This window comes from Actinocorallia aurea, assembly GCF_054783995.1.
On sequence record NZ_BAAGPQ010000008.1, the window covers coordinates 34345 to 52704 of the forward strand.

22 protein-coding genes and 1 tRNA gene are annotated in these 18360 nt (G+C 65.3%); 16 read left to right on the plus strand and 7 right to left on the minus strand.

Features of this window, described 5'->3' with window-relative positions; translation table 11 throughout:
* Positions 1 to 66 precede the first annotated feature (66 nt).
* A complete protein-coding gene (locus tag ACYVOM_RS10315; RefSeq protein WP_460303049.1) occupies positions 67 to 1239 on the plus strand; it encodes a PP2C family protein-serine/threonine phosphatase in 1173 nt (390 codons plus the stop codon).
* Here the strand turns inward: ACYVOM_RS10315 and ACYVOM_RS10320 are convergent.
* On the minus strand, positions 1236 to 2057 hold the full coding sequence (locus tag ACYVOM_RS10320) for a metallophosphoesterase family protein (RefSeq protein ID WP_460303050.1): 822 nt from the start codon (positions 2055 to 2057) through the stop codon (positions 1236 to 1238). The genes ACYVOM_RS10315 and ACYVOM_RS10320 overlap by 4 nt on opposite strands.
* A 48-nt stretch (positions 2058 to 2105) precedes the next feature.
* Complete coding sequence (locus tag ACYVOM_RS10325; protein ID WP_460303051.1) at positions 2106 to 2513, minus strand: NUDIX hydrolase; 408 nt, start codon at positions 2511 to 2513, stop codon at positions 2106 to 2108.
* A 156-nt stretch (positions 2514 to 2669) separates the two neighbouring features.
* Here ACYVOM_RS10325 and ACYVOM_RS10330 point away from each other — a divergent pair, with 156 nt between their 5' ends.
* Positions 2670 to 3491: a protein phosphatase 2C domain-containing protein gene (locus tag ACYVOM_RS10330; RefSeq protein WP_460303052.1), complete on the plus strand. Its 822-nt coding sequence runs from the start codon at positions 2670 to 2672 to the stop codon at positions 3489 to 3491.
* Positions 3492 to 4972: 1481 nt separating this feature from the next.
* Here ACYVOM_RS10330 and ACYVOM_RS10335 read toward each other — a convergent pair.
* The 3 genes from ACYVOM_RS10335 to ACYVOM_RS10345 are packed head-to-tail and all read right to left on the minus strand — an operon-like array spanning position 4973 to position 7894.
* Positions 4973 to 6712, minus strand: a complete 1740-nt coding sequence (locus ACYVOM_RS10335) for an ABC-three component system protein (RefSeq protein WP_460303053.1) — start codon at positions 6710 to 6712, stop codon at positions 4973 to 4975.
* Positions 6690 to 6956 carry an ABC-three component system middle component 6 gene (locus ACYVOM_RS10340; protein ID WP_460303054.1) on the minus strand — a complete coding sequence of 89 codons (267 nt, stop codon included), beginning with the start codon at positions 6954 to 6956 and terminating at the stop codon, positions 6690 to 6692. Before ACYVOM_RS10340 ends, ACYVOM_RS10335 begins: the two co-directional genes overlap by 23 nt.
* On the minus strand, positions 6953 to 7894 hold the full coding sequence (locus ACYVOM_RS10345) for an ABC-three component system protein (RefSeq protein ID WP_460303055.1): 942 nt from the start codon (positions 7892 to 7894) through the stop codon (positions 6953 to 6955). The genes ACYVOM_RS10340 and ACYVOM_RS10345 overlap by 4 nt, the downstream gene beginning before the upstream one ends.
* A gap of 422 nt (positions 7895 to 8316) precedes the next feature.
* Between ACYVOM_RS10345 and ACYVOM_RS10350 the strand changes: the two genes are divergently transcribed.
* The 4 genes from ACYVOM_RS10350 to ACYVOM_RS10365 all read left to right on the plus strand — a co-directional run bounded on the left by ACYVOM_RS10350 (position 8317) and on the right by ACYVOM_RS10365 (position 11350).
* On the plus strand, positions 8317 to 9039 hold the full coding sequence (locus ACYVOM_RS10350; protein WP_460303201.1) for a Scr1 family TA system antitoxin-like transcriptional regulator: 723 nt from the start codon (positions 8317 to 8319) through the stop codon (positions 9037 to 9039).
* A gap of 77 nt (positions 9040 to 9116) precedes the next feature.
* Positions 9117 to 9533: an ATP-binding protein gene (locus tag ACYVOM_RS10355; protein ID WP_460303056.1), complete on the plus strand. Its 417-nt coding sequence runs from the start codon at positions 9117 to 9119 to the stop codon at positions 9531 to 9533.
* 129 nt (positions 9534 to 9662) lie between these two features.
* A complete protein-coding gene (locus ACYVOM_RS10360) occupies positions 9663 to 10496 on the plus strand; it encodes an RNA polymerase sigma factor sigma-70 region 4 domain-containing protein (protein ID WP_460303057.1) in 834 nt (277 codons plus the stop codon).
* 14 nt (positions 10497 to 10510) lie between these two features.
* Positions 10511 to 11350: a protein phosphatase 2C domain-containing protein gene (locus tag ACYVOM_RS10365; protein ID WP_460303058.1), complete on the plus strand. Its 840-nt coding sequence runs from the start codon at positions 10511 to 10513 to the stop codon at positions 11348 to 11350.
* Positions 11351 to 11359: 9 nt separating this feature from the next.
* Here the strand turns inward: ACYVOM_RS10365 and ACYVOM_RS10370 are convergent, their stop codons facing one another.
* On the minus strand, positions 11360 to 11803 hold the full coding sequence (locus ACYVOM_RS10370) for a hypothetical protein (protein ID WP_460303059.1): 444 nt from the start codon (positions 11801 to 11803) through the stop codon (positions 11360 to 11362).
* Positions 11804 to 12003: 200 nt separating this feature from the next.
* Between ACYVOM_RS10370 and ACYVOM_RS10375 the strand changes: the two genes are divergently transcribed.
* The 10 genes from ACYVOM_RS10375 (at position 12004) to ACYVOM_RS10420 (ending at position 18141) form a co-directional block, all read left to right on the plus strand.
* The gene (locus ACYVOM_RS10375) at positions 12004 to 12345 is read left to right on the plus strand and encodes an SCO3933 family regulatory protein (RefSeq protein WP_123669788.1); all 342 of its coding nucleotides are present in this window, start codon (positions 12004 to 12006) and stop codon (positions 12343 to 12345) included.
* 1 nt (position 12346) lies between these two features.
* Positions 12347 to 13714, plus strand: coding sequence for an FtsK/SpoIIIE domain-containing protein (locus ACYVOM_RS10380; protein WP_460303060.1), 1368 nt, complete (start codon positions 12347 to 12349; stop codon positions 13712 to 13714).
* An 80-nt stretch (positions 13715 to 13794) separates the two neighbouring features.
* Complete coding sequence (locus ACYVOM_RS10385) at positions 13795 to 14013, plus strand: hypothetical protein (protein ID WP_460303061.1); 219 nt, start codon at positions 13795 to 13797, stop codon at positions 14011 to 14013.
* On the plus strand, positions 14013 to 14702 hold the full coding sequence (locus ACYVOM_RS10390; RefSeq protein WP_460303062.1) for a DUF2637 domain-containing protein: 690 nt from the start codon (positions 14013 to 14015) through the stop codon (positions 14700 to 14702). Before ACYVOM_RS10385 ends, ACYVOM_RS10390 begins: the two co-directional genes overlap by 1 nt.
* A gap of 11 nt (positions 14703 to 14713) precedes the next feature.
* Entirely contained in the window at positions 14714 to 15037 is a 324-nt protein-coding gene (locus ACYVOM_RS10395) for a hypothetical protein (RefSeq protein WP_460303063.1), read from the plus strand.
* Positions 15038 to 15184: 147 nt separating this feature from the next.
* Positions 15185 to 15337, plus strand: a complete 153-nt coding sequence (locus ACYVOM_RS10400; protein WP_460303064.1) for a hypothetical protein — start codon at positions 15185 to 15187, stop codon at positions 15335 to 15337.
* Between the two features lie 53 nt (positions 15338 to 15390).
* Positions 15391 to 16794, plus strand: a complete 1404-nt coding sequence (locus ACYVOM_RS10405) for a replication initiator (protein ID WP_460303065.1) — start codon at positions 15391 to 15393, stop codon at positions 16792 to 16794.
* Positions 16791 to 16979, plus strand: a complete 189-nt coding sequence (locus ACYVOM_RS10410) for a helix-turn-helix domain-containing protein (protein ID WP_460303066.1) — start codon at positions 16791 to 16793, stop codon at positions 16977 to 16979. Before ACYVOM_RS10405 ends, ACYVOM_RS10410 begins: the two co-directional genes overlap by 4 nt.
* Positions 16979 to 17446, plus strand: coding sequence for a hypothetical protein (locus ACYVOM_RS10415; protein WP_460303067.1), 468 nt, complete (start codon positions 16979 to 16981; stop codon positions 17444 to 17446). Before ACYVOM_RS10410 ends, ACYVOM_RS10415 begins: the two co-directional genes overlap by 1 nt.
* Positions 17443 to 18141 carry a site-specific integrase gene (locus ACYVOM_RS10420; protein WP_460303068.1) on the plus strand — a complete coding sequence of 233 codons (699 nt, stop codon included), beginning with the start codon at positions 17443 to 17445 and terminating at the stop codon, positions 18139 to 18141. The genes ACYVOM_RS10415 and ACYVOM_RS10420 overlap by 4 nt, the downstream gene beginning before the upstream one ends.
* Positions 18142 to 18204: 63 nt before the next feature.
* Here ACYVOM_RS10420 and ACYVOM_RS10425 read toward each other — a convergent pair.
* Positions 18205 to 18281: transfer RNA gene (locus ACYVOM_RS10425), tRNA-Pro, on the minus strand.
* Positions 18282 to 18360 lie beyond the last annotated feature (79 nt).

Genomic DNA, 18360 nt, shown 5'->3' on the forward strand with positions numbered 1-18360 from the left:
CGCCGGGACTGCGGACGGTCACCATGGTGGGACCGATGGGGGTGGGAGTTGCTGGGGCGGATCAGCGTGGAATGGGCGGAGGAGCCCTACCCGGTGCTCGGGGACCGGGAGGGGCTGCCCGCGGGCATGCTCATGGAGGAGCTCGGGGGCCTGTGGGACGTGTTGGCCGAGAGCCTCGCCCGGATGGGGCCCGGCTGCCTGTGGCCCGGCGCGCTGCGCTGGCACGCCACCTACGGCTGGCAGGTGCTCGAAGTGCCGCCGCTCGGCTCCGGCGAACCACCCGTGCCGGACACACCGGGCGCCCGCGCGCGTGACGTGTGGGCGATCGTGCACGGCCTCGTCCGGGTCGCGGCAGGCCGTGCGCCGCGCGACCTCGGCGACGTGTTCGCCCTGCTCGACCTGCACGCCGGGGAGTATCCGCACGGGCTCGACGCGATCGTCCGCGCCCTGCTCGTCGGCGCGGACCCGCGCGCGGTCCTCGCCGCGGTCCGGGCCGAAGGCGAAGGCGGCGAAGTGCGGGTCAGGCCCGCGGCCGAGACCGCCGTCGGATCGCGCAAGGCCAAAGGCGACCCCGAATGGGACAACGAGGACGCCTTCGCCGTCGTCCGCGACATCCACGGGGCGGTGCTCCTCGTCGTCTGCGACGGCGTCACCGGGGAAGGAGACGGGTCGGGCGCGCGGGCGTCACGGGCCGCCGTCGAGGAGGTCCGCGCCTACTTCTGCCGGGACGACCACCAGGGCCTCGTCGCCGGACTCGCCGCGGCCGACACCGTGGTCGCCGGGCTCGGGCGCGGCGCGTCGACGTTCCTCGGCGCGTCCGTCGCGCCCTCGGGGCGGGTCGACCTCGCCCTCGTCGGCGACAGCCCCGCATGGCTCGTCCGCAGGCTCCCCGACGGGGAGCGGATCGCGTTCCGGCTCACGCCCGACCAGACCGTCCTCGCCGACGAGATCCGCACCGACCCAGCGGCCCAGTGGGGCGGCTCGATGCTGACGAAGCATCTCGGCGGCTACGCCGAGGAGCCTTTCACGGCCTCCGTGCAGGCCGTACCCGGCGATCTCCTCGTCCTGCTCAGCGACGGCGCGGCCGTCCCGTCGGACACCTGGTTCGGCGACGACCTCGCGGCGCTCGCCACGGCCCACCCGTCGGCGCCCGGACTCGCCGCCGCGCTGATCGCCCGCGCCGAGGACCTCGGCGGACGCGACAACGCGACGGCCCTCATCGCCGAGATCCTGCCCTAGAGCACCACGCGGGGCAGCTCAGGAGGCTTCCCGCGCTTCTGCCACTCGCGTGGATAGCCCAGGGACACCTCTTCGAACCTGACGCCGTCGTACCGGGTCTCACGCGGGATGTGCAGATGCCCGTAGATCATCGCCTTGACGTTGAACCTGCGGTGCCAGTCGGCCGTGGCCGTCGTCCCGCACCACTGCGCGAACTCCGGATACCAGAGCACCTCGGTCGGGTTGCGGACCAGCGGCCAGTGGTTCACCAGGACCAGTGGCACGTCCGGATCGCACGCCTTCAACCGCTCCTCGGTGAGCGCCACCCGCGCCGCGCACCAGGCCTCCCGGGTCGGGTACGGATCCGGATGCAGCAGCTTCTCGTCCACGCACACGACACCCGTCTCGTACGCGTACGCGAGCCCCTCCTCCTTCGTCGCGCACCCGGGTGGAAGGAACGAGTAGTCGTAGAGCAGGAACAGCGGCGCGATGACCGCAGGCCCCCCGCTCCCCTCCCACACCGGATACGGGTCCTCCGGCGTGACGACCCCGAGCCTCCGGCACATCTCCACCAGGTACTCGTACCGCGCCACCCCCTTCAACCCGTCCGCCCCGTCCCGCACCGTCCACAACTCGTGATTCCCCGGTACCCACACCACCTTCGCGAACCGCCGCGTGAGCACGCGCAACGCCCACTCGACGTCCCCGACCTTGTCCGCCACATCCCCCGCCACGATGAGCCAATCCTCATCGGACGTGGGCCGCAGACCCTCGGTAACAACCCGATTCTCCGCATAAGACACATGCAGATCACTTACCGCCAGAACCCGAGCTTCCACCCCACCATCATGCCCTCCCGGACCACGTTTCACGTGAAACAGCACCGCTCAAGCCGACCCGCGCAGCCGGGCGAACCACGCGGCCACCGAGTCCTTGTAGCCCTGCGGCATCACCAGCCCCGGCACCTCGTCCTCGCCGAACAGGCCGATCTCCTTGTGCTCGTGGCTGATCAGCGGCTCCGCGTTCCCCTCCAAGAGCCGGCACCCATAGGTGACGATGAACACGAACCGCCCTGCCAGCGGCTCGTACACCCACGCGTCCAGCAGATCGCCGGCCTCGGCGCGCCACCCACTCTCCTCCGCGATCTCCCGAACCACGCACTGCGCAGGCCCCTCCCCGGCCTCCAACCGCCCTCCCGGCAGCTCCCACTCCTCCCGTTCGTTCTTCAGCAGCAGCACCCGCCCTTCCCCATCGACCACGACGCCTTTGACGGACACCGGAAACAGACCGGCCACACCGCACCCCCCACTCCGTGCAACGCACCTGATCGGGATCGTAACCCGGCGCCGCGGCCGCGTCGGAAAGTTGTCCACAGCCTCGGGATCGACGGCAGGGCGAAGTCGGCACCGGCAGTCCCGCCGGAACCGCAGGGCGTGGGTAGCTTGGGACGGGTGCGCTTCCAAGTCTCCACGCTCGCCGGCCGGACCGACCGCCCCAACGAGGACTTCGCCGCCGTGAGCGCCGACGCGGCCGTCCTGATCGACGGGGCCGGGGCGCCACCGGGGCTGGAGAGCGGATGCGTCCACTCCGTGGCCTGGTACGCGCGAACGCTCGGCGCCCTACTCCTCGCCGAGTTGGCGGACACCGGCACGGGCATCGTCGACGCGCTGGAGGCGGCGATCAAACGGGTCATGGAGGCGCACGGCGAGGGATGCGACCTGAGCCATCCGGACTCGCCGTCCGCGACCGTACTCGCGGTACGGGCCAACGGGGACACGCTCGAGTACCTGGCCCTCGCGGATTCGACGGTCATCGTGGAGTTCCACGAGGGCGACCCGCTGATCGTCACCGACGACCGCGTGGAGCACGTGCGCGCCCGGGTCATCGGGACCGAGGACGAATCCTCCCGGATCGGCCCGGACGGCTATGCCGAAGGCCTCCTGGCCCGCCGTCTCCGCATGGCGGCGCACCGAAACAGATCCGGCGGCTTCTGGGTGGCCGGCGCCGACCCGTCCGCCGCCCGAGAAGCGATCGCCGGCACCGTCCCCCTGGCAGCCGTCAAGGCCGTGACCCTCCTCACCGACGGCGCCACCCGCCTGGTCGACCTGTTCGCCGAAGCCTCCTGGCCCGACCTCCTCAAAATCCTCCACGACCAGGGCCCCGTCGCCCTGATCCACCACACCCGCCAAACCGAGTCCACCGACCCATCCGGCACCCGCTGGCCCCGCCCCAAACCCACCGACGACGCCACCATCATCCACGCCACCCCATAAACAACCAGGGCCGTGATCGATTCCTCGATCACGGCCCTGAACTGGTCGGGGTGGCGGGATTTGAACCCACGGCCTCTTCGTCCCGAACGAAGCTCCCCAAGATCTTCACAGGTACAGATCCGCCTCTGACCTGCGCTTCGAGTCCGCAATGGTCCGCTCGGGTTCGCGCTCGTCCACCGCGGTTGTCACTCACTTCGTCACTCACCTTGCCTGGTTCTTTTGGTGGAACTCGGGACGCAGGGACCGCAAGCGGCGCTGCTCATGATCGTCCGCGGACCAATCGCCGACGCTCACCAATCTGTGGCAATCGGAGTGGCGATCGGGTTACTACGTGTACTTCACAGCCTGGACACGATGCCCTGTTAGCAGGCGGTATGCCATGGTTCCGGTTCTATCATCGCGGGATGGAGGTCGCGGAGACGGCTGCTTTGGCGAGTAAGCAGGAGCAGGCTAAAGAAGCAGCTGATGTTCGGTCTCGCCGGAGGTGGCTGGTGGCTGTCGGGCGGAGAGTCGGAGTCGGCTTGGTTGCTGTTTTCGCTGCAATCGGCGTGGCCGCTACCGGGTACGTGGCGTGGACTGGGTTCCCGTGGAGCGAGCAGCCGCCAGCGGAGAAGTGCGCGGACGACCGACAGGCCGCGCAGTCCTTCAGGGATAGCGCGGTCCAGCTCAATGCCCCGCAGTCCCCAGAGGCGCAGTATCGCGTACGGCTGTGGGCTCAGGTTGTGGCCGCTGCCCCGGACTGTTTTGACACAGGGCGTGTAGCCGTAGCTCGGGAGTTCCTCGCCCGAAAGTAGCGGGTCACCCATAACTCGCCCGCACGGCTTGGCTGACCTACGGATTAAAAGTCCGCCCAACCCCATCCACAGTCATCCACATTCATTCGCTGACCTGCTCCCCAGCCCTCACGCCGTCCACCCCGATCCGCCCTCGCCCAGCCCTGTTGTTAGCACCCCCGTTAGCAACCACCATCCGACCGCGAGCCCATCACGCCCGTCCCGGAGTGCTCACCCGCGCGAACGGCGAGACGGTGTGACAGGAGGTTTCGCGCGGGTGAGTGCGCCGGCCTGCGGGGGGCTGGGGGCGGCAGCCCCTGCTTCGGGCTCGTTCGACCGACGTACACAGCAAGCCGTGTCTTCGATGTGAAGCCTCTACCCCACCCTTCCCACCACTCCAAATCAGTCCCCGCTAATCCCCCCACATCAGCCCCAGCACACCCGGCTTGCCACCCACCGAGCCCCCACCGTCGTCACCCCGCACCTACAGTGCCCGCCCATCCGAGGACAAGCTGACCCGGGATCGCTGGGGCAGCCAAGCCCCGAGGTCCGGAAGCGGTGCGTCAGGCGACCGCCTTAGCCCTCGCAGACCCCAACCACCCTGGCGATCGTAGATCCATCATTGGCAGTAACGAGGCTTAAATGGGCGCCCAAAATAGCACTCCGTGAGAGATTGGGTGCTCGGCATATTTATGTAAGAGTTCAGAACTAGAATCTAAATCCAAACAATCCACCGTCAGCAAAACCATCGGTTAGCCTAGGCTCTATACACCTATCAACCGAACCAAATCCACGATTGATCGCCTTATCCAAATCGTCGCTATTAATCGTTGCTATGTATTGCATGTTCTCGCGACTAGCGACCGCCTCCGCCAGATCAAGGGCCGACTTCAACTGGCGATCATCAACGCCGTCGAACAAGTGACTGTCATGGATGATGAAATCTGGCCCTCTATTGTGCCGATGCGCAATAACCGCAACAGTTAGATCAAAGCAGAATATCACCATATTCCCAATACCGCGACTGTCATCACTGTCAATGCGGGGAGATATTTTAATACTGTTTCTTCCTGCATTAATAGCAAGGTAACCGCTGCGCTCATCTCCGTAGAGTTGCTTTGCAAACTCATCAAAGAGGAGCGTAGCTTCACTAATTCTAGCTTGTCGATCTTCCAGATCTGCCGACATTTGTTCTTCGAGCTCGACCCGCATAGAGGTAATCTGCCGAGCACTGGATTCTAGAGCCTGTGCCGCAGTAAGCCGATTTTCGAGAGCAGCAAGGGCGGCCTTCTCCTGCGCAAATGCGCTTTGAAGAGTCGTTAGCGCTTCTAGCGCCCCGCCCTCGTTCAGCTGACGGAGTATTTGAGCCTGCTCAGCTCCTAGCCGTTCTCTCTGTTCCCTACTCTCACCTAGCCTAGAACGAATTGCCGCTATCTCTTCATTAAGATAGCGATGACGGTTGCGAACGATCGATTCGTGGAAAGATTTCACGTCCTCATAGCGTCGCCTAACGTGGTCGGGGAGAATAACTCCGAGCTCTTCGAACACCGGCTCAAGATAGCGAACCTCCGTGTCGACCGACTCATTCATAGAGTCTTGAAGATCCTCGAGATTTCGCTGATCTATGAGATCCTGGTTCGATCTCTCTCGTATTTGCCGGGATAGTTCGTCAGCGCGCCTTTTAAGTGATTCATACTCCGGCACTACACGGAAAGAATCTATTTGCTGCTGGAGTCGAGAAACTCGAGCTTCTGCGAGAGTTATTTGCCCGCGCAGATCGGCAACATTTCCAACTATTCGACCTAGCACAGGATCATTTACTGCTTGGCGAAGCTGCTTCCTTGTTGCTTCCCGGGCAGCAAGATCCTTATAGCGAGAGGCTAGTTTCCAATCCAGCCCGAGCAAATAAGCCAAGTTGGTAGTGGCTTCGACCTCAGCCTGACGCGAATGAATTCTAATGGGCTCATTGAACGCATGGCTAGCAACTCGCCGAATATAGTAAGAGAGAAGAATTCTGCCACTTACTCCAGGGTGCTCTACCGGCAGCTTGAATAGAGCAGAATCGATTAGAGCATTCCACTCTGAAAGAGATATCACACCAGGCCCGATAGAAAGACGCCCTGCACTAGGCGCAGATACATCAGGATCTATCTCGATTGAGTTTGAGCTAGAACCTTGGCGTCGAACCTTAAGGCCATTACTCGTCTGAGGCCAATCCATATGGAGCTCAAATATTGAGTCACGCAGAGGCTTGCGTGTAGCTATGTGCTTGTCAGCTCGACTCCCTAGGAGAAAGTGAAGCAACTCGATAATGCTTGATTTCCCTGCACTGTTTCTGCTGTCAGTCGACGTTGCCTCGGGTCGAGTATCTGCTACCACGATATTCAGGCCGGGCTGAAACTCGATTGTTTTGAAGCGAGAATCGCTAGAGCTCAATTTGCGCAGCACGAGAGCTCCTTCTAAATAGCAGGCCGTCATTCAATTCTATTAGACCCATGGCATACAGCACATCAAGAGCCAGCGTGAACCACCCAAAAGATACAGGCGAAACATATCCCTCACGGAGACGCCAGCTTTTTAGCTTAAACCAGACCTGGCTCACTGATGTAGGTTCCGCCAACTGCTGGAGAATTTGCGCCCCAACCGACAATAGAGCCCTGTCGGGTTCGATACCTTTAGTCGGTGTTATCATCCGCTTCCCCCAATAGCGGCATAAGGGGTCCAGCCATCTGGGGGCTGTTCAAATATATCGCATCTCTCAAAGAAATAGGCCAGGATAACCCATGCCGCTCGATGCGTTCTAGGGTCCGGCAGTTGGTTCCCCAAAACATAAATCACCAACTGCCACAGAATATCTTCATGGGTATCCCATTTTTCTTTAAGTTGCTGATAGTAGATAGAGAAGCCGGCCGCCACTTCGTCGCGCTCATACGCCGAAACACCCCTTCTGTAATAGTCGCCTATAAGATAGGTGTTCTTCAGGGCGTTGACTAGCGCATACCTACTATCGCCTTCGAGATTATTATAATCTAGTTTGTTCTCATGGATTTCTGGCAGTGGCTGGAACGGATCGGGTGCCGAAGTCTGCGACTTTAGGTGTTCAAGGAGAGGCTTAAGATCCTCTAGGCCTATCCCATATACCCGTTCGTGTATTGGTATTTCGCAGCCTAGCAAGTCTTCAACTTGATCCTTCTCTAGACCCATCAAGACTTGCCATAGACGACGGCGACCAAGGTGTTCAATCTTAAGGGGAGCATTGTCTCTCGATGCGTTCGCAAGAATCGAGGACATTTCCGGATGCATGCCACGCATATCATTATGCACAAACACAAATATGTCGTACTGGCCAACACGCTTTTCCTTGGCCTTTTTAAGATCCGAAAAGAATTTTTCCTCTATGCTGCCTACATTGAATGTAGGGGGAGCATAGCAAGCATAGAGTTTTCGGTCGTGAAGTAGAAGGCCGTCAGCGCCTTGATCGCCTATGTTTCCATGGGTTCTCACGTCAATATAGCTGGGATGCTTAGCCGACATGAGATTATGAAAGAAGTCTTCGAAAGCATTTTCATGCAACTCGGCCAACTTCTCGAAGAACTTTAGTTTTGCGTACATGCGTTCCTCAAACTGCACGCGCGCTCCCCAACGACGGATACTTTGCCTCTAGGGTAAGAGTTTTACTAAGTGCTGCAAGCCCTTCAGCTGAGTCAATCTGATAACGGGAACTATGTCCACATATTTACCATGAAGATAGTTTTGGGTGAACCCCTGCCCCTGGTCGATGCTGCGGCAGGCTTGTTAGCGCAGGTGAGGCGGCTCTAGCTAGCTGGTCGGCGTGGCACGGGTCGGCCCGGAGAGGCCGCACGCCCGTGCCGGGCCGACCAGCCCGACCGCGGAGCGGGCGGCTTGAAACCGTAGAGAAAGTTCTCATCCTGGTGGGCTGGCGGGCTGGGGCTGGTTGGTTGTGGTCCTGGTGGGCTGGGCGGGGGTGGTAGAACGCTGGCATGAGTGGGGATGGGTTGCGGGAGCTTGGGGCGGAGATTCGGCGGCTTCGAATGGCTGCTGGGTTGTCGGGGGTGCGGTTGGCGGCGGCGGCCGGGGTTCCTCAGGCGACGGTCTCTCGTGTGGAGACTGGCCGGCGGGTGGCTGATGCTGCGGTCGTGGTGCGGATTCTTGTGGCGCTGGGTGGGGAGGCGCTTGGGTTGGTGGAGGTTGTGCGAGGGGTCTACGAGGAGAGCGTGGTTCCTCGGGTGGATGCCGGGGTGTCGTATCGGAGTGGTGCTGTCGGGGAGGTGCTGGGGCGGGTCGGTGTTGTTCGGGCTATGGGGGTCGGGGTGGTGCCTTCGGTGGTGCGGACTGAGGGATACGGCGTTGCTGGCGGGCTTGGGCGGTCGGTTGTGGAGGTGGTGGGGAAACGGGTTGAGGTGGTTTTGGGGGAAGGGGTTTTGAGGACTTGGCCGGGGTCGGGGGAGGAGATGGTGGCGCAGCTTGATCGGTTGGTGGAGCTGGATGCGGGTGGGGAAGTGGTGGTGGGGGTGTTGCCGTTCGGGGCCGCTGGCGGGGTTGTGCCGCTGCATGGGTTCACGGTCTTTGGTGAGGAGGCTGTGGTGGTGGAGACGTTCACTCGGGAGTTGACCTTGACAGGGGAGGGAGAGGTTCGGGAGTACCTGCGGGTGTTTGAGGAGGTTCGGGGGTTGGCGGTGTTCGGGGTGGAGGCTCGGCGGGTGGTGGAGGCGGCGCGGGCGGACCTGGTGAAAGTTCTAAGATCTATTCACTGAACGGATTGAATAGTTGGATTACCTGGCTTACGCTGCGCATCCGGAGGGTGTTTAGACCCCTAGACGGATAGGCGGTGATGACCGTGGGCCGGTGGTCTCGGATGTTCGATGGGGATGCTGCGGAGTTGGTGAACGCTCGGCGGTTCGTCCGGGACGTGGCCGCGGGGCATGAGGCCGGGGCGCTGTACCGGGCGGTGCTGGCCATGAATGAGTTCGCTACGAACGCGATTCAGCACACCTTCAGCGGGCTGCCGGGTGGGAGGTTCGTGGTGGAGGTCGAGAGGTTCGACGACTCGATCATGGTGGGGGTCATCGACTTCGGGGCGCCGACCTGTCCGGTTGCGGCTGACTGGGATGACGAGTCCGAGGACGGGCGGGGGCTCGCGATGGTCGCGAAGCTCGCCGACAAGTGGGGCGTGGAAGACGTACGGGTGGGGCGGAGGGTGTGGGCGGTCTTTCCTGATGATCCGGGGGCGGTGGTGGGCGGGGTCTGAGGGATGGGTGGGCCTCCTATACCTCGGCGGCGGCGGAAGATCCAGGCGGTGGACTCCTCGACGGGTGATCCACTTCTCCGGGCTGTGTCTAGGGTCCTAGACTCGGTTATGAGCGGAGGAGGCGGTGACATGCCGGGCGAGTTCGAACGGATCTCGCGGATTCAAGATCCGTATGAGCTGCTGCGGGCTACTACCTCGCGGCTGGCTGAGGCGCAGCAGGAAGTGACTGAGCTGAGTCGGCTTCGGCGACGGTTGATCCAGGATCTTCACGCGCAAGGGCTTTCGTATGCGGACATCGCGAAGGAAGCGGGCTTGAGCCGGGGGCGGATTCACCAGATCCGGCACACGGGGCCGGCGCCGGAAGGGGCGTTCCTCGGGGTGGGGAACGTGACCGTGGTGACGCCGTTGCGGCCTGACCCGGTTTCCGACCGGACGTATGTGGCGCTGGACGACCTCAACACCGGGAAGCAGCTTGAGGAGCTGGCGCGGACGTTCGACCTCAAGGTCGACTATGACCACGTCTCCGTCGACGGGGCCGTGGATCTCAACCGTGCGGGGCTGCTCGTCGTCTGCGGGCCGCGGATGTCCGAGGCCGTGCGGGAGACGTATGCGAAAGACCCGGTGATCGCGTGGGAGCGCGATGACGTGGGCTGGCTGCTGCGGGACACGCGGACGGGTCATGGCTACCGGTCCGGGCAGGAGGAGGAGCCGCAGAGGCCCTATGACGTCGGCTACCTCGGGCGGCTGCCTCGGCCGGATGGGGAAGGCAACATCCTGGTGATCGCGGGCGTACATCCTGAGGGGTCCTTGGGAGTTGTTCACCTGCTGACCACGGACATCGGGTCGTTGTGGGGGCAGGTGGGCGATGAGGCGTTCTCCGTCGTCGTGGGGACCGAGTACGACGCGCGGACGCATGAGCCGGTGCGGACGGAACTGCTCACGCCGGTCTACAAGCACGCATAGGTAGCGTGGGGCGCGTGCGCTTTCACGTCTCAACTCTGGCCGGCCGCGTCGATCGTCCCAATGAGGACTTCGCCGCGGTCGGTGCCTCCTCTGCGGTTCTGATCGATGGGGCCGGGGCTCCGGCCGGGCTCGACAGCGGGTGCGTCCACTCCGTCGCCTGGTACGCGCGGACCCTCGGCGGGCTGCTCCTGGCCGAACTCGCAGATCCGGCCGTTCCGATCGTCGACGCTCTGGAAGCGGCGATCAAGCGCGTTGTGGAGGCGCACGGAGAGCCCTGCGACCTCGGAAACCCGCATTCGCCTTCGGCAACCGTCCTTGCAGTCCGTGCCAACGGCGACGTGCTGGAGTACCTGGCGCTCGCGGACTCGACGGTCATCGTGGAGTTCCACCAGGGCGAACCGCTGATCGTCACAGACGACCGGATCGAAGACGTCCGCGGCCGGGTCATAGGAACGGCGGGCGACTCCTCGCCCATCGGTGAGAACGGCTACGCGGATGGGCTTCTCACGCGGGTGGAGAGGATGGCCGCGCACCGGAACAAGGTCGGCGGGTTCTGGGTCGCGAGCACCGATCCCGGCGCGGCCTACGAAGCGGTGGCCGGCGCAGTGCCGCTCGCAGGCGTCAAAGCTGTGACGCTGCTGACGGACGGGGCTACCCGCCTGGTCGACCTGTTCGGCGTCGCCTCGTGGGGCGAACTGCTGCGCGTCGTCGCCGATGACGGGGCTGAAGCTCTGATCCGCTGGACTCGGCAGGTTGAGGAGAGCGACACGGACGGGTCCCGGTGGCCTCGCGGCAAGGCATTCGATGACGCGACGATCGTGCGCTGGGAATCGATCGGCGGTTCAATCGGCTGAGCGCCTTCGTCAGACCTGGTCGGCAAACACCGCGAGCCGTGCCGTGAGCCGGTCGACTTCGCCCCACATCGGGGAGTTCCGCAACGATTCACGCCAGTCCTCGACGCCTTCGCCGCTGTCATGGAAGAACCATGAGCTGAACGTTCCGAGCCCTTCAAGGGAAGGCGTGGGCTCGTACTCGAGCTCGCATTGGACCTGGAGGTAGTGATCGTGCTCACCGGCGGCGTCGGTGATCTCGAACTGCCGGGTGAAGTTCAGAACGAACGCCCTCGTTCCACTGAGCGCGTGCGTGCCGAACTGGAACAGAAGGCCGTCGGCGTCGGGAAGCTCGGCGACGTTGTATCGAACGCGGGCGAAGCGTAGGAAAGCCTGCCAGGCGTGATCGGCAGACACCCTGACGTCGGCCTCGGCGGATCCGACTTCCCGGCGAAGATCTTCGAGTGCATGCGTCACCGCAGGAAGGCTCGGCGTCGTTGGATCTCCTGAAGGCACAGGCAGCAGGGTAGCCGTCCACCTTGTGGCCGAAGCATCTTGAGTACCCCCCTAGACAGTCCTGCGCGCATCGCTTACTCTGATGTGAGTAGCCCCCTAGACAGTCATCTTCGAAATGCGAGTGTCTAGGGGGGTCGACAAAGGTTCTTGGGAGGTAGCAGGTGCGGAGCATCCCGGTTGACCTGGGGCGGTTCATCTTCGTGTGCGTGGCGCCGCCGCGGCCGAAGCTGCTGAGCATGGAGACGGGGGAGGTGAAGCAGGACAAGGAGGGGAACACGGTCTTCACCGTGGGGCTGTCGGTCGCCGACAACGAGTCGGGGCGGGTGGAGCTGGTGAACGTCGCCGTCTCGGGGGACCCGGGGTTGAGCATCGGGCAGATCGTGACGCCGGTCCGCCTCGTGGGGTTCCCGTGGGAGCAGCACATCAACGGGGTTCTCAAGTGGGGGATCGCGTTCAAGGCCGACCGGATCGTTCCCGCCGGCGCGGACGTGCAGGCGGCCTGAGGTGGCGACGGAAAACGTCCTGGTGCTCGTGGTCCTGGTCGCTGCGGCGGCCGGGGCCGCGGCCTGGCGTCGGCTGGCGCCGGGGTCGTTCTGGTTCTGCGTCGGGTTCCCGGTGCGGTGGGCCTGGGTGTTCGTGACCTGGCCGAAGGTCGCGGCGGGGTGCAAGCTGTCGCGCAAGCGGAACCGGCTTCGCTGGTCGCTGGAGGTGGTGCCGCTGGTGTCGACCTCGGCGTCGACGTCCTACACGCAACGGCGCAAGGTCCGGACGGTGGCGGTGGACAAGGCTCCGCGCTTCGGGCTGCCTCGTCCTACCTCGCTCGGCTGGCGGGTCGGGGTGCGGCTGCACGACGGGCAGGTTCCCGCGGACTACCAGGCGGCGGCCGAACGGCTCGCGCACGCCTGGCGGGTCCACTCCGTCCGCGTCTTGCCCGACAAGCCCGGCCGCGTCGTCCTCGTCGTCAACCGGGTCGATCCGCTCACTGACGTCACGGCCTCGCCGGAGACCGGGGAGTTGCTGACGGTGCGGCCGGGGATGCTGGAGACCGGGACGCCCTGGGTCATGGACTTGAAGGTCATGCCGCACTGGCTCAACGCCGGTGCGACTCAGTCCGGCAAGTCCACCCTCGTCAACGCCATCATCCGCGGTCTCGCGCCCCAGCCCGTCGCGCTCGTCGGCTTCGACCTCAAGGGAGGCGTCGAACTCACTCCCTACGCGCCTCGGCTGTCCGCGCTGGCGACAACGCGGGCAGGCTCGGTCCGACTCCTCGACGGCCTGGTCTCGATCCTGGAAGACCGGATGACCCTCTGTCGGACCGCCGGTGCTCGCAATGTCTGGCAGCTTCCGGAGGAGATCCGGCCCGTGCCGGTCGTGGTCCTGGTTGATGAGGTCGCCGAACTGTTCCTCATGGCCGACAAGTCTGAGAAGGACGAAGTCGCCAAGACCGCAACCGGACTTCTGCGGGTCGCGCAGTTGGGGCGGGCGTTCGCGGTCTATCTGATCGTGTCCGGCCAGCGGATCGGCTCTGACCTCGGGCCTGGCGTGACCGCGCTCCGCTCACAGTTGTCCGGGCGGGTCTGTCACCGGGTGAACGATCCGGAGACGGCGAACATGACCCTCGGCGACCTCGACCCTGCCGCCCTCGACGCAGCACGCGCCATTCCCGCCGAGACTCCCGGCGTCGCCATCGTCGCCGGACAGGACGGCACCTGGAGCCGCGCCCGGACGGTCCTGATCACCGAAGACGAAGCAGAACACGCGGCCAAGACCTTCGCCCACCTCACCCCGGCCTGGTCCGACCTCACCCGCTCCCTCACCGGGCCGCGCGCCACGGTCGACGACCCGGCCGTGCACCCTCCTCGCGCCGCGTAGCGCACCCGCTCTCTCCACGGTCGGCGCGACCTCTTCGCGCCAGGTCCCTACCCGACCCATGCCACAAACCGGAGACCTCGATGCCCAAGCCCTCCCGCCGCTCGAACCCGGGTCGATCGCTCGACCCGGTCGCCATCACCACCGACCTCGTCACCGGGCGTCACCTCGCCCGCTGCGTCCGCTGCACCGACACCGCGTCCTCCGACCTGTACGGGTGGGTCGCCACCTGGGCGGACGACCACACCTGTGACCCGGAGATGGTCGCGCTCCTGGCCGTCCTCGACCGGCGGGCGGCGTGATGGGCTCGCGCGTCCTGGCGTTCGTTGTCGACTCCGGTCCCGTCCTCGTCCTTGCCGTTATCGCCGCGGCCGGCTCCTTCACCCACATCCGCGACACCGCCAACGAGCACGGACAACACGGCTGGATGGCCTGGGCCATCGCCGTATGCATCGACCTCACCTGCGTCATGGCGGCAGGAGAACGACAGCGCGACGCTCGGACCGGACGGGAAGCGGGGGCGTTCTCCTGGCCGAACCTCGTCCTGTTCGGCGGCATCCTGCTCTCCCTCGGCGCCAACCTCGCCCAAGCCGAACCCACCGCCTGGGGGTGGATCACCGCCGGAACCCCAGCCGGGGCCTTCCTCGTCGCGGTCTCCATGCTGGAGCGGCGCGCCGGTGCCCGTCCCGTGCAGGACGAAGCGGGAGAGGTAGTTGCGGCGCCGTCCTCGGCGGGTTCTGAGCAGGACGAACCGTCCTCGCGGCCCGCCCTCGGCCCCGGCCCCGTTCAGACAGAAGACAGCCGGACGTCTTCTGGTCCGGATGTTGCGGCTTCCGGTCCGGCTCCTCAGCTCTTGTCCTTCGCCCGGCGTGTGGCCGACGAACACGTCTCGGCTCATGGCAAGCCCATCACTCGCGACGCGCTCCGCGCTCGGCTCGGCGTGTCCAGTCAGCTCGCCTCCGACCTCCTTCGCCTCGTCCGCACCTCCTGAACGGAATCCGCATGAGCAAGCAGATCCTGTCCGCCGACCTGATGCGACGTCTCAACACCATCCGCGGCCTCCGCCAGTTCGCCGACTGGCTGGAGAACAACCCCGCCGCTCCGATCGACGGCCACTGCTTCGACCTCCTGGTCTTCGTCCACGACACCGACCACGCCACCGGACCCGCCCAAATCCGGCATCTGTCCACCGCCCTGGGCCTGCCCGTGGAACAGCGCACCTACGGCGGCCACCTCCTCGTCACCACCCACTTCTCCGGCCTCCGCTACCAGATCTGCCACGTCCCCAACATCACGAACCCCTCGAACCCCGACTCGGCCTCATGACCACTCCGGCACCCGCTGAGCCCTTGCCGCGGCCCTTCGGCGGTCGTGACCGCTGCTGCGACTGCGGCGGGGGCGGCCTCACCAGCGAGGGAGACACCTGCCCTCTCTGCCACGGACACGGCCACACCTGACCCCCTGGGAGATCCCATGCTTCGCCGCGCTGGATACCTCCTCGCCGTCCTCGTCCTCATCCTGTTCGTTCTGCGCCACCCCACCGGCGCCGCTGAAAGCGCCCTGGCCATCGGCCGTGCCCTGGCCGGCCTCGCCGACGCCGTGGCCGTCTTCACCCGCGCCCTCTAGCCCCGCCTCGTCGCCTCGCCCCCGCTGCTGCTCGACCTGGAGGACTTCACCGCGTGAACCCCGCCGAACTCATCACCCCGACCGTCTCCCGCACCCTTGCCGACCGGGCCACCCGCGCCGACTACGGACGCTGGGCGACACAGGTCAAGCACACCGGGGGATGCGCGCAACCTGTGCATCTGCGGGGCAGGGTGACCCACCTCGACGCGGCCACCGGTGAAGTCCTCCGCCACTACTCGACCTCGACCGAACCCGACGGCGTCTTGCGGGTCGCCTGCAAGACACGGCGCGCGTCTCGCTGCCCTGCCTGTGCTGAGGTCTACCGCGCCGACACCTACCAACTCGTCCGGGCCGGACTCGTCGGCGGCAAGGGAGTCCCGGACACCGTGACCGGGCATCCGGCGGCGTTCGTGACGCTGACGGCGCCGTCCTTCGGGCCGGTTCACACGACCCGAAAGACCAAGGCGGGCAGGACTTTGCCCTGCCACCCTCGGCGTAACGGCGGGACCTGTCCGCATGGCAGTGCCCTGGGCTGCGGGGAACACCATCACCCTGACGATCCGCGCTTGGGCGAACCGCTCTGCCCGGACTGCTACGACTACACCGGCCACGTGCTGTTCAACGCCTTGGCCCCGGAACTGTGGCGGCGTTTCACCCTTGCCGTCCGGCGTCGCTTGGCCAAGACGGCGGGCCTGACGCTGGCGGAGTTGAAGACGTCAGCGGTGGTGTCGTTCGCCAAGATCGCCGAGTACCAGCGGCGCGGCCTCGTCCACTTCCACGCCGTCATCCGCCTCGACGGACCAGACGGCCCCACCTCTGCCCCGCCCTCCTGGGCGACCTTCGACGCACTGGCCGATGCCGTTCAGCACGCGGCCGGGGCGGTCCGGGCGTCGTCTCCGGCCGCTGACAGTTTGGCTACGCGGGCGTTCGCGTGGGGCCTGCAACTCGACATCCGCCCGATCAATGCCTCCGGTGAGCTGACGGATCAGGCCGTGGCCGGCTACATCGCCAAGTACGCCACCAAAGCCGCCGAATGCGTCGGCACCATCGACCGGCGCATCCCTCCGGGAACCGACCTCGACGCCCTCGACCTCCGGCCGCATCCTCGACGGCTCATCGCCGAATGCCTCCGCCTCGGCGCCTTGCCGGGGCTGGAGGAACTGCGGCTCGCGGAGTGGGCTCACATGCTCGGCTTCCGCGGCCACTTCTCCACCAAGTCCCGCCGCTACTCCACCACCCTCGGCGCCCTGCGCGAAGCACGCGCCGAACACCAACGCCAGCAAACCGAGGAAGTCACGACCGGACGGCTGCCTCTGTTCGCCGAAGACACGGTCTTGGTCGTCCGGGACTGGCGCATGGTCGGCCGCGGCCACACCCCCGGCGAACTCCTGCTCTCGGCTGCGCTGTGCGGCCAGACGCTTCCGGCCTTTTACCTGATCGGAAGGAACACCACTTGAACGGACCTGAGCCCGCTCTCTACCGGGTCTCTGACGTCACTACGCGGCTTCGGCTGAGCCGGACCGTCGTCTACGAACTTCTTCGCTCCGGGCGGCTGCGCTCGGTCAAGGAAGGACGTACCCGGTTGATCCCCGCATCTGCCCTGCGCGAGTACGTCGCGCTCCTGGAAAGGGAAGCCGCCTGATGACCAAACGACGCGCACGCGGAGACGGCGGGCTGCATTGGGATGAATCCCGGCAGCGCTGGATCGCCAGCGTCACCGTGGGCTACACCCCCTCGGGCAGGCGCATCGTCCGGAAGGGCGCCGGTCGGACGAAGACCGAGGCGAAGGAGAAGCTGAAGGAGGTTCTTCGGGATCACGAAGACGGGCTGGCCATCGCGCCGATGAACTACACGGTGAAGAACGCTGTGGAGGACTGGCTCCGGTTTGGGCTCGCGGACAAGGCGGCGAAGACCGTGGAGACGTGCACGATCCACGCGAAGACGCACATCATTCCCGACCTCGGCGCGCGCAAGCTCCGGGAGCTGTCGGCCGAGGACGTCGAACGGTGGCTGGAGGTCAAGGCGAAGACGCTGAGCACCAGGACGTTGCAGGCGCTGCACTCGGTGCTGAACCGGTCGGTGCGGCGGGCCATGGCTCGGGACAAGTGAAGCGGAACGTGGTGGAGCTGTGTGCGGTCCCTCAGGGGACGGCGGGGCGGCCGTCGCGGTCGCTGAACTTCGCTCAGGCCGTCGCGATCCTCGCCAAGTCCGAGGCGCACCGGATGCACCCGTACATCGTGGTCTCGCTGCTGACCGGGGCCCGGACCGAGGAACTGCGGGATCTCCGATGGGAGCACGTGGACCTGAAGGGGAAGCCGGCCAAGGGAGACGTGCCAGAAGTCCCGCCGCACATCGCCGTGTGGCGGTCGGTGCGGGCCGGTGGGGACACGAAGACCAGGAAGTCCCGGCGGACGCTGGCGCTTCCGGCTCGGGCCATTGACGCCCTGAAGGCTCAGCGGGCCCAGCAGAGGAGGGAGAAGGCCGCTGCGGGGGAGGGCTGGAAGGAACACGGGCTGGTCTTCGCGTCCAAGGTCGGGACGCCGCTCGACGCCTCACACGTTCGGCGGGACTTCCGGAACGCGATCCGCGGGGCGGAAGGGATCTACGCGGACTCCTGGACGCCGCGGGAGCTGCGGCACAGCTTCGTGTCGCTGCTGTCGGACGGCGGGCTATCGATCGATGAGATCGCGAAGCTCGTCGGGCACAGCAGTACGGCGGTCACGGAGACGGTGTACCGGCACCAGATCCGGACGGTGATCCAGACGGGGGCGACGGCCATGGATCGGATCTTCAAGGGGGAGTGACGGGCTTAGTCACCCAGTAAGACACTCAGGGCCGTGATCGATTTCTCGATCACGGCCCTGGACTGGTCGGGGTGGCGGGATTTGAACCCACGGCCTCTTCGTCCCGAACGAAGCGCGCTGCCAAGCTGCGCTACACCCCGGTGCACGAACCTTGCGGTTTGTGGCGCCTCGGAGAGTCTACAGGATCCGAGGGGGTGGACGGGAATCGGAATTGCGGTG

Bases quoted from the DNA above. Each gene is read 5' to 3' on its own strand.
- ACYVOM_RS10355 (WP_460303056.1), top strand. From the start codon at position 9,117: ATGACCGTGGGCCGGTGGTCTCGGATGTTCGATGGGGATGCTGCGGAG.
- ACYVOM_RS10385 (WP_460303061.1), top strand. From the start codon at position 13,795: ATGCCCAAGCCCTCCCGCCGCTCGAACCCGGGTCGATCGCTCGACCCG.
- ACYVOM_RS10360 (WP_460303057.1), top strand. From the start codon at position 9,663: ATGCCGGGCGAGTTCGAACGGATCTCGCGGATTCAAGATCCGTATGAG.
- ACYVOM_RS10390 (WP_460303062.1), top strand. From the start codon at position 14,013: ATGGGCTCGCGCGTCCTGGCGTTCGTTGTCGACTCCGGTCCCGTCCTC.
- ACYVOM_RS10350 (WP_460303201.1), top strand. From the start codon at position 8,317: ATGGCTGCTGGGTTGTCGGGGGTGCGGTTGGCGGCGGCGGCCGGGGTT.
- ACYVOM_RS10415 (WP_460303067.1), top strand. From the start codon at position 16,979: ATGACCAAACGACGCGCACGCGGAGACGGCGGGCTGCATTGGGATGAA.
- ACYVOM_RS10340 (WP_460303054.1), bottom strand. From the start codon at position 6,956: ATGATAACACCGACTAAAGGTATCGAACCCGACAGGGCTCTATTGTCG.
- ACYVOM_RS10400 (WP_460303064.1), top strand. From the start codon at position 15,185: ATGCTTCGCCGCGCTGGATACCTCCTCGCCGTCCTCGTCCTCATCCTG.
- ACYVOM_RS10395 (WP_460303063.1), top strand. From the start codon at position 14,714: ATGAGCAAGCAGATCCTGTCCGCCGACCTGATGCGACGTCTCAACACC.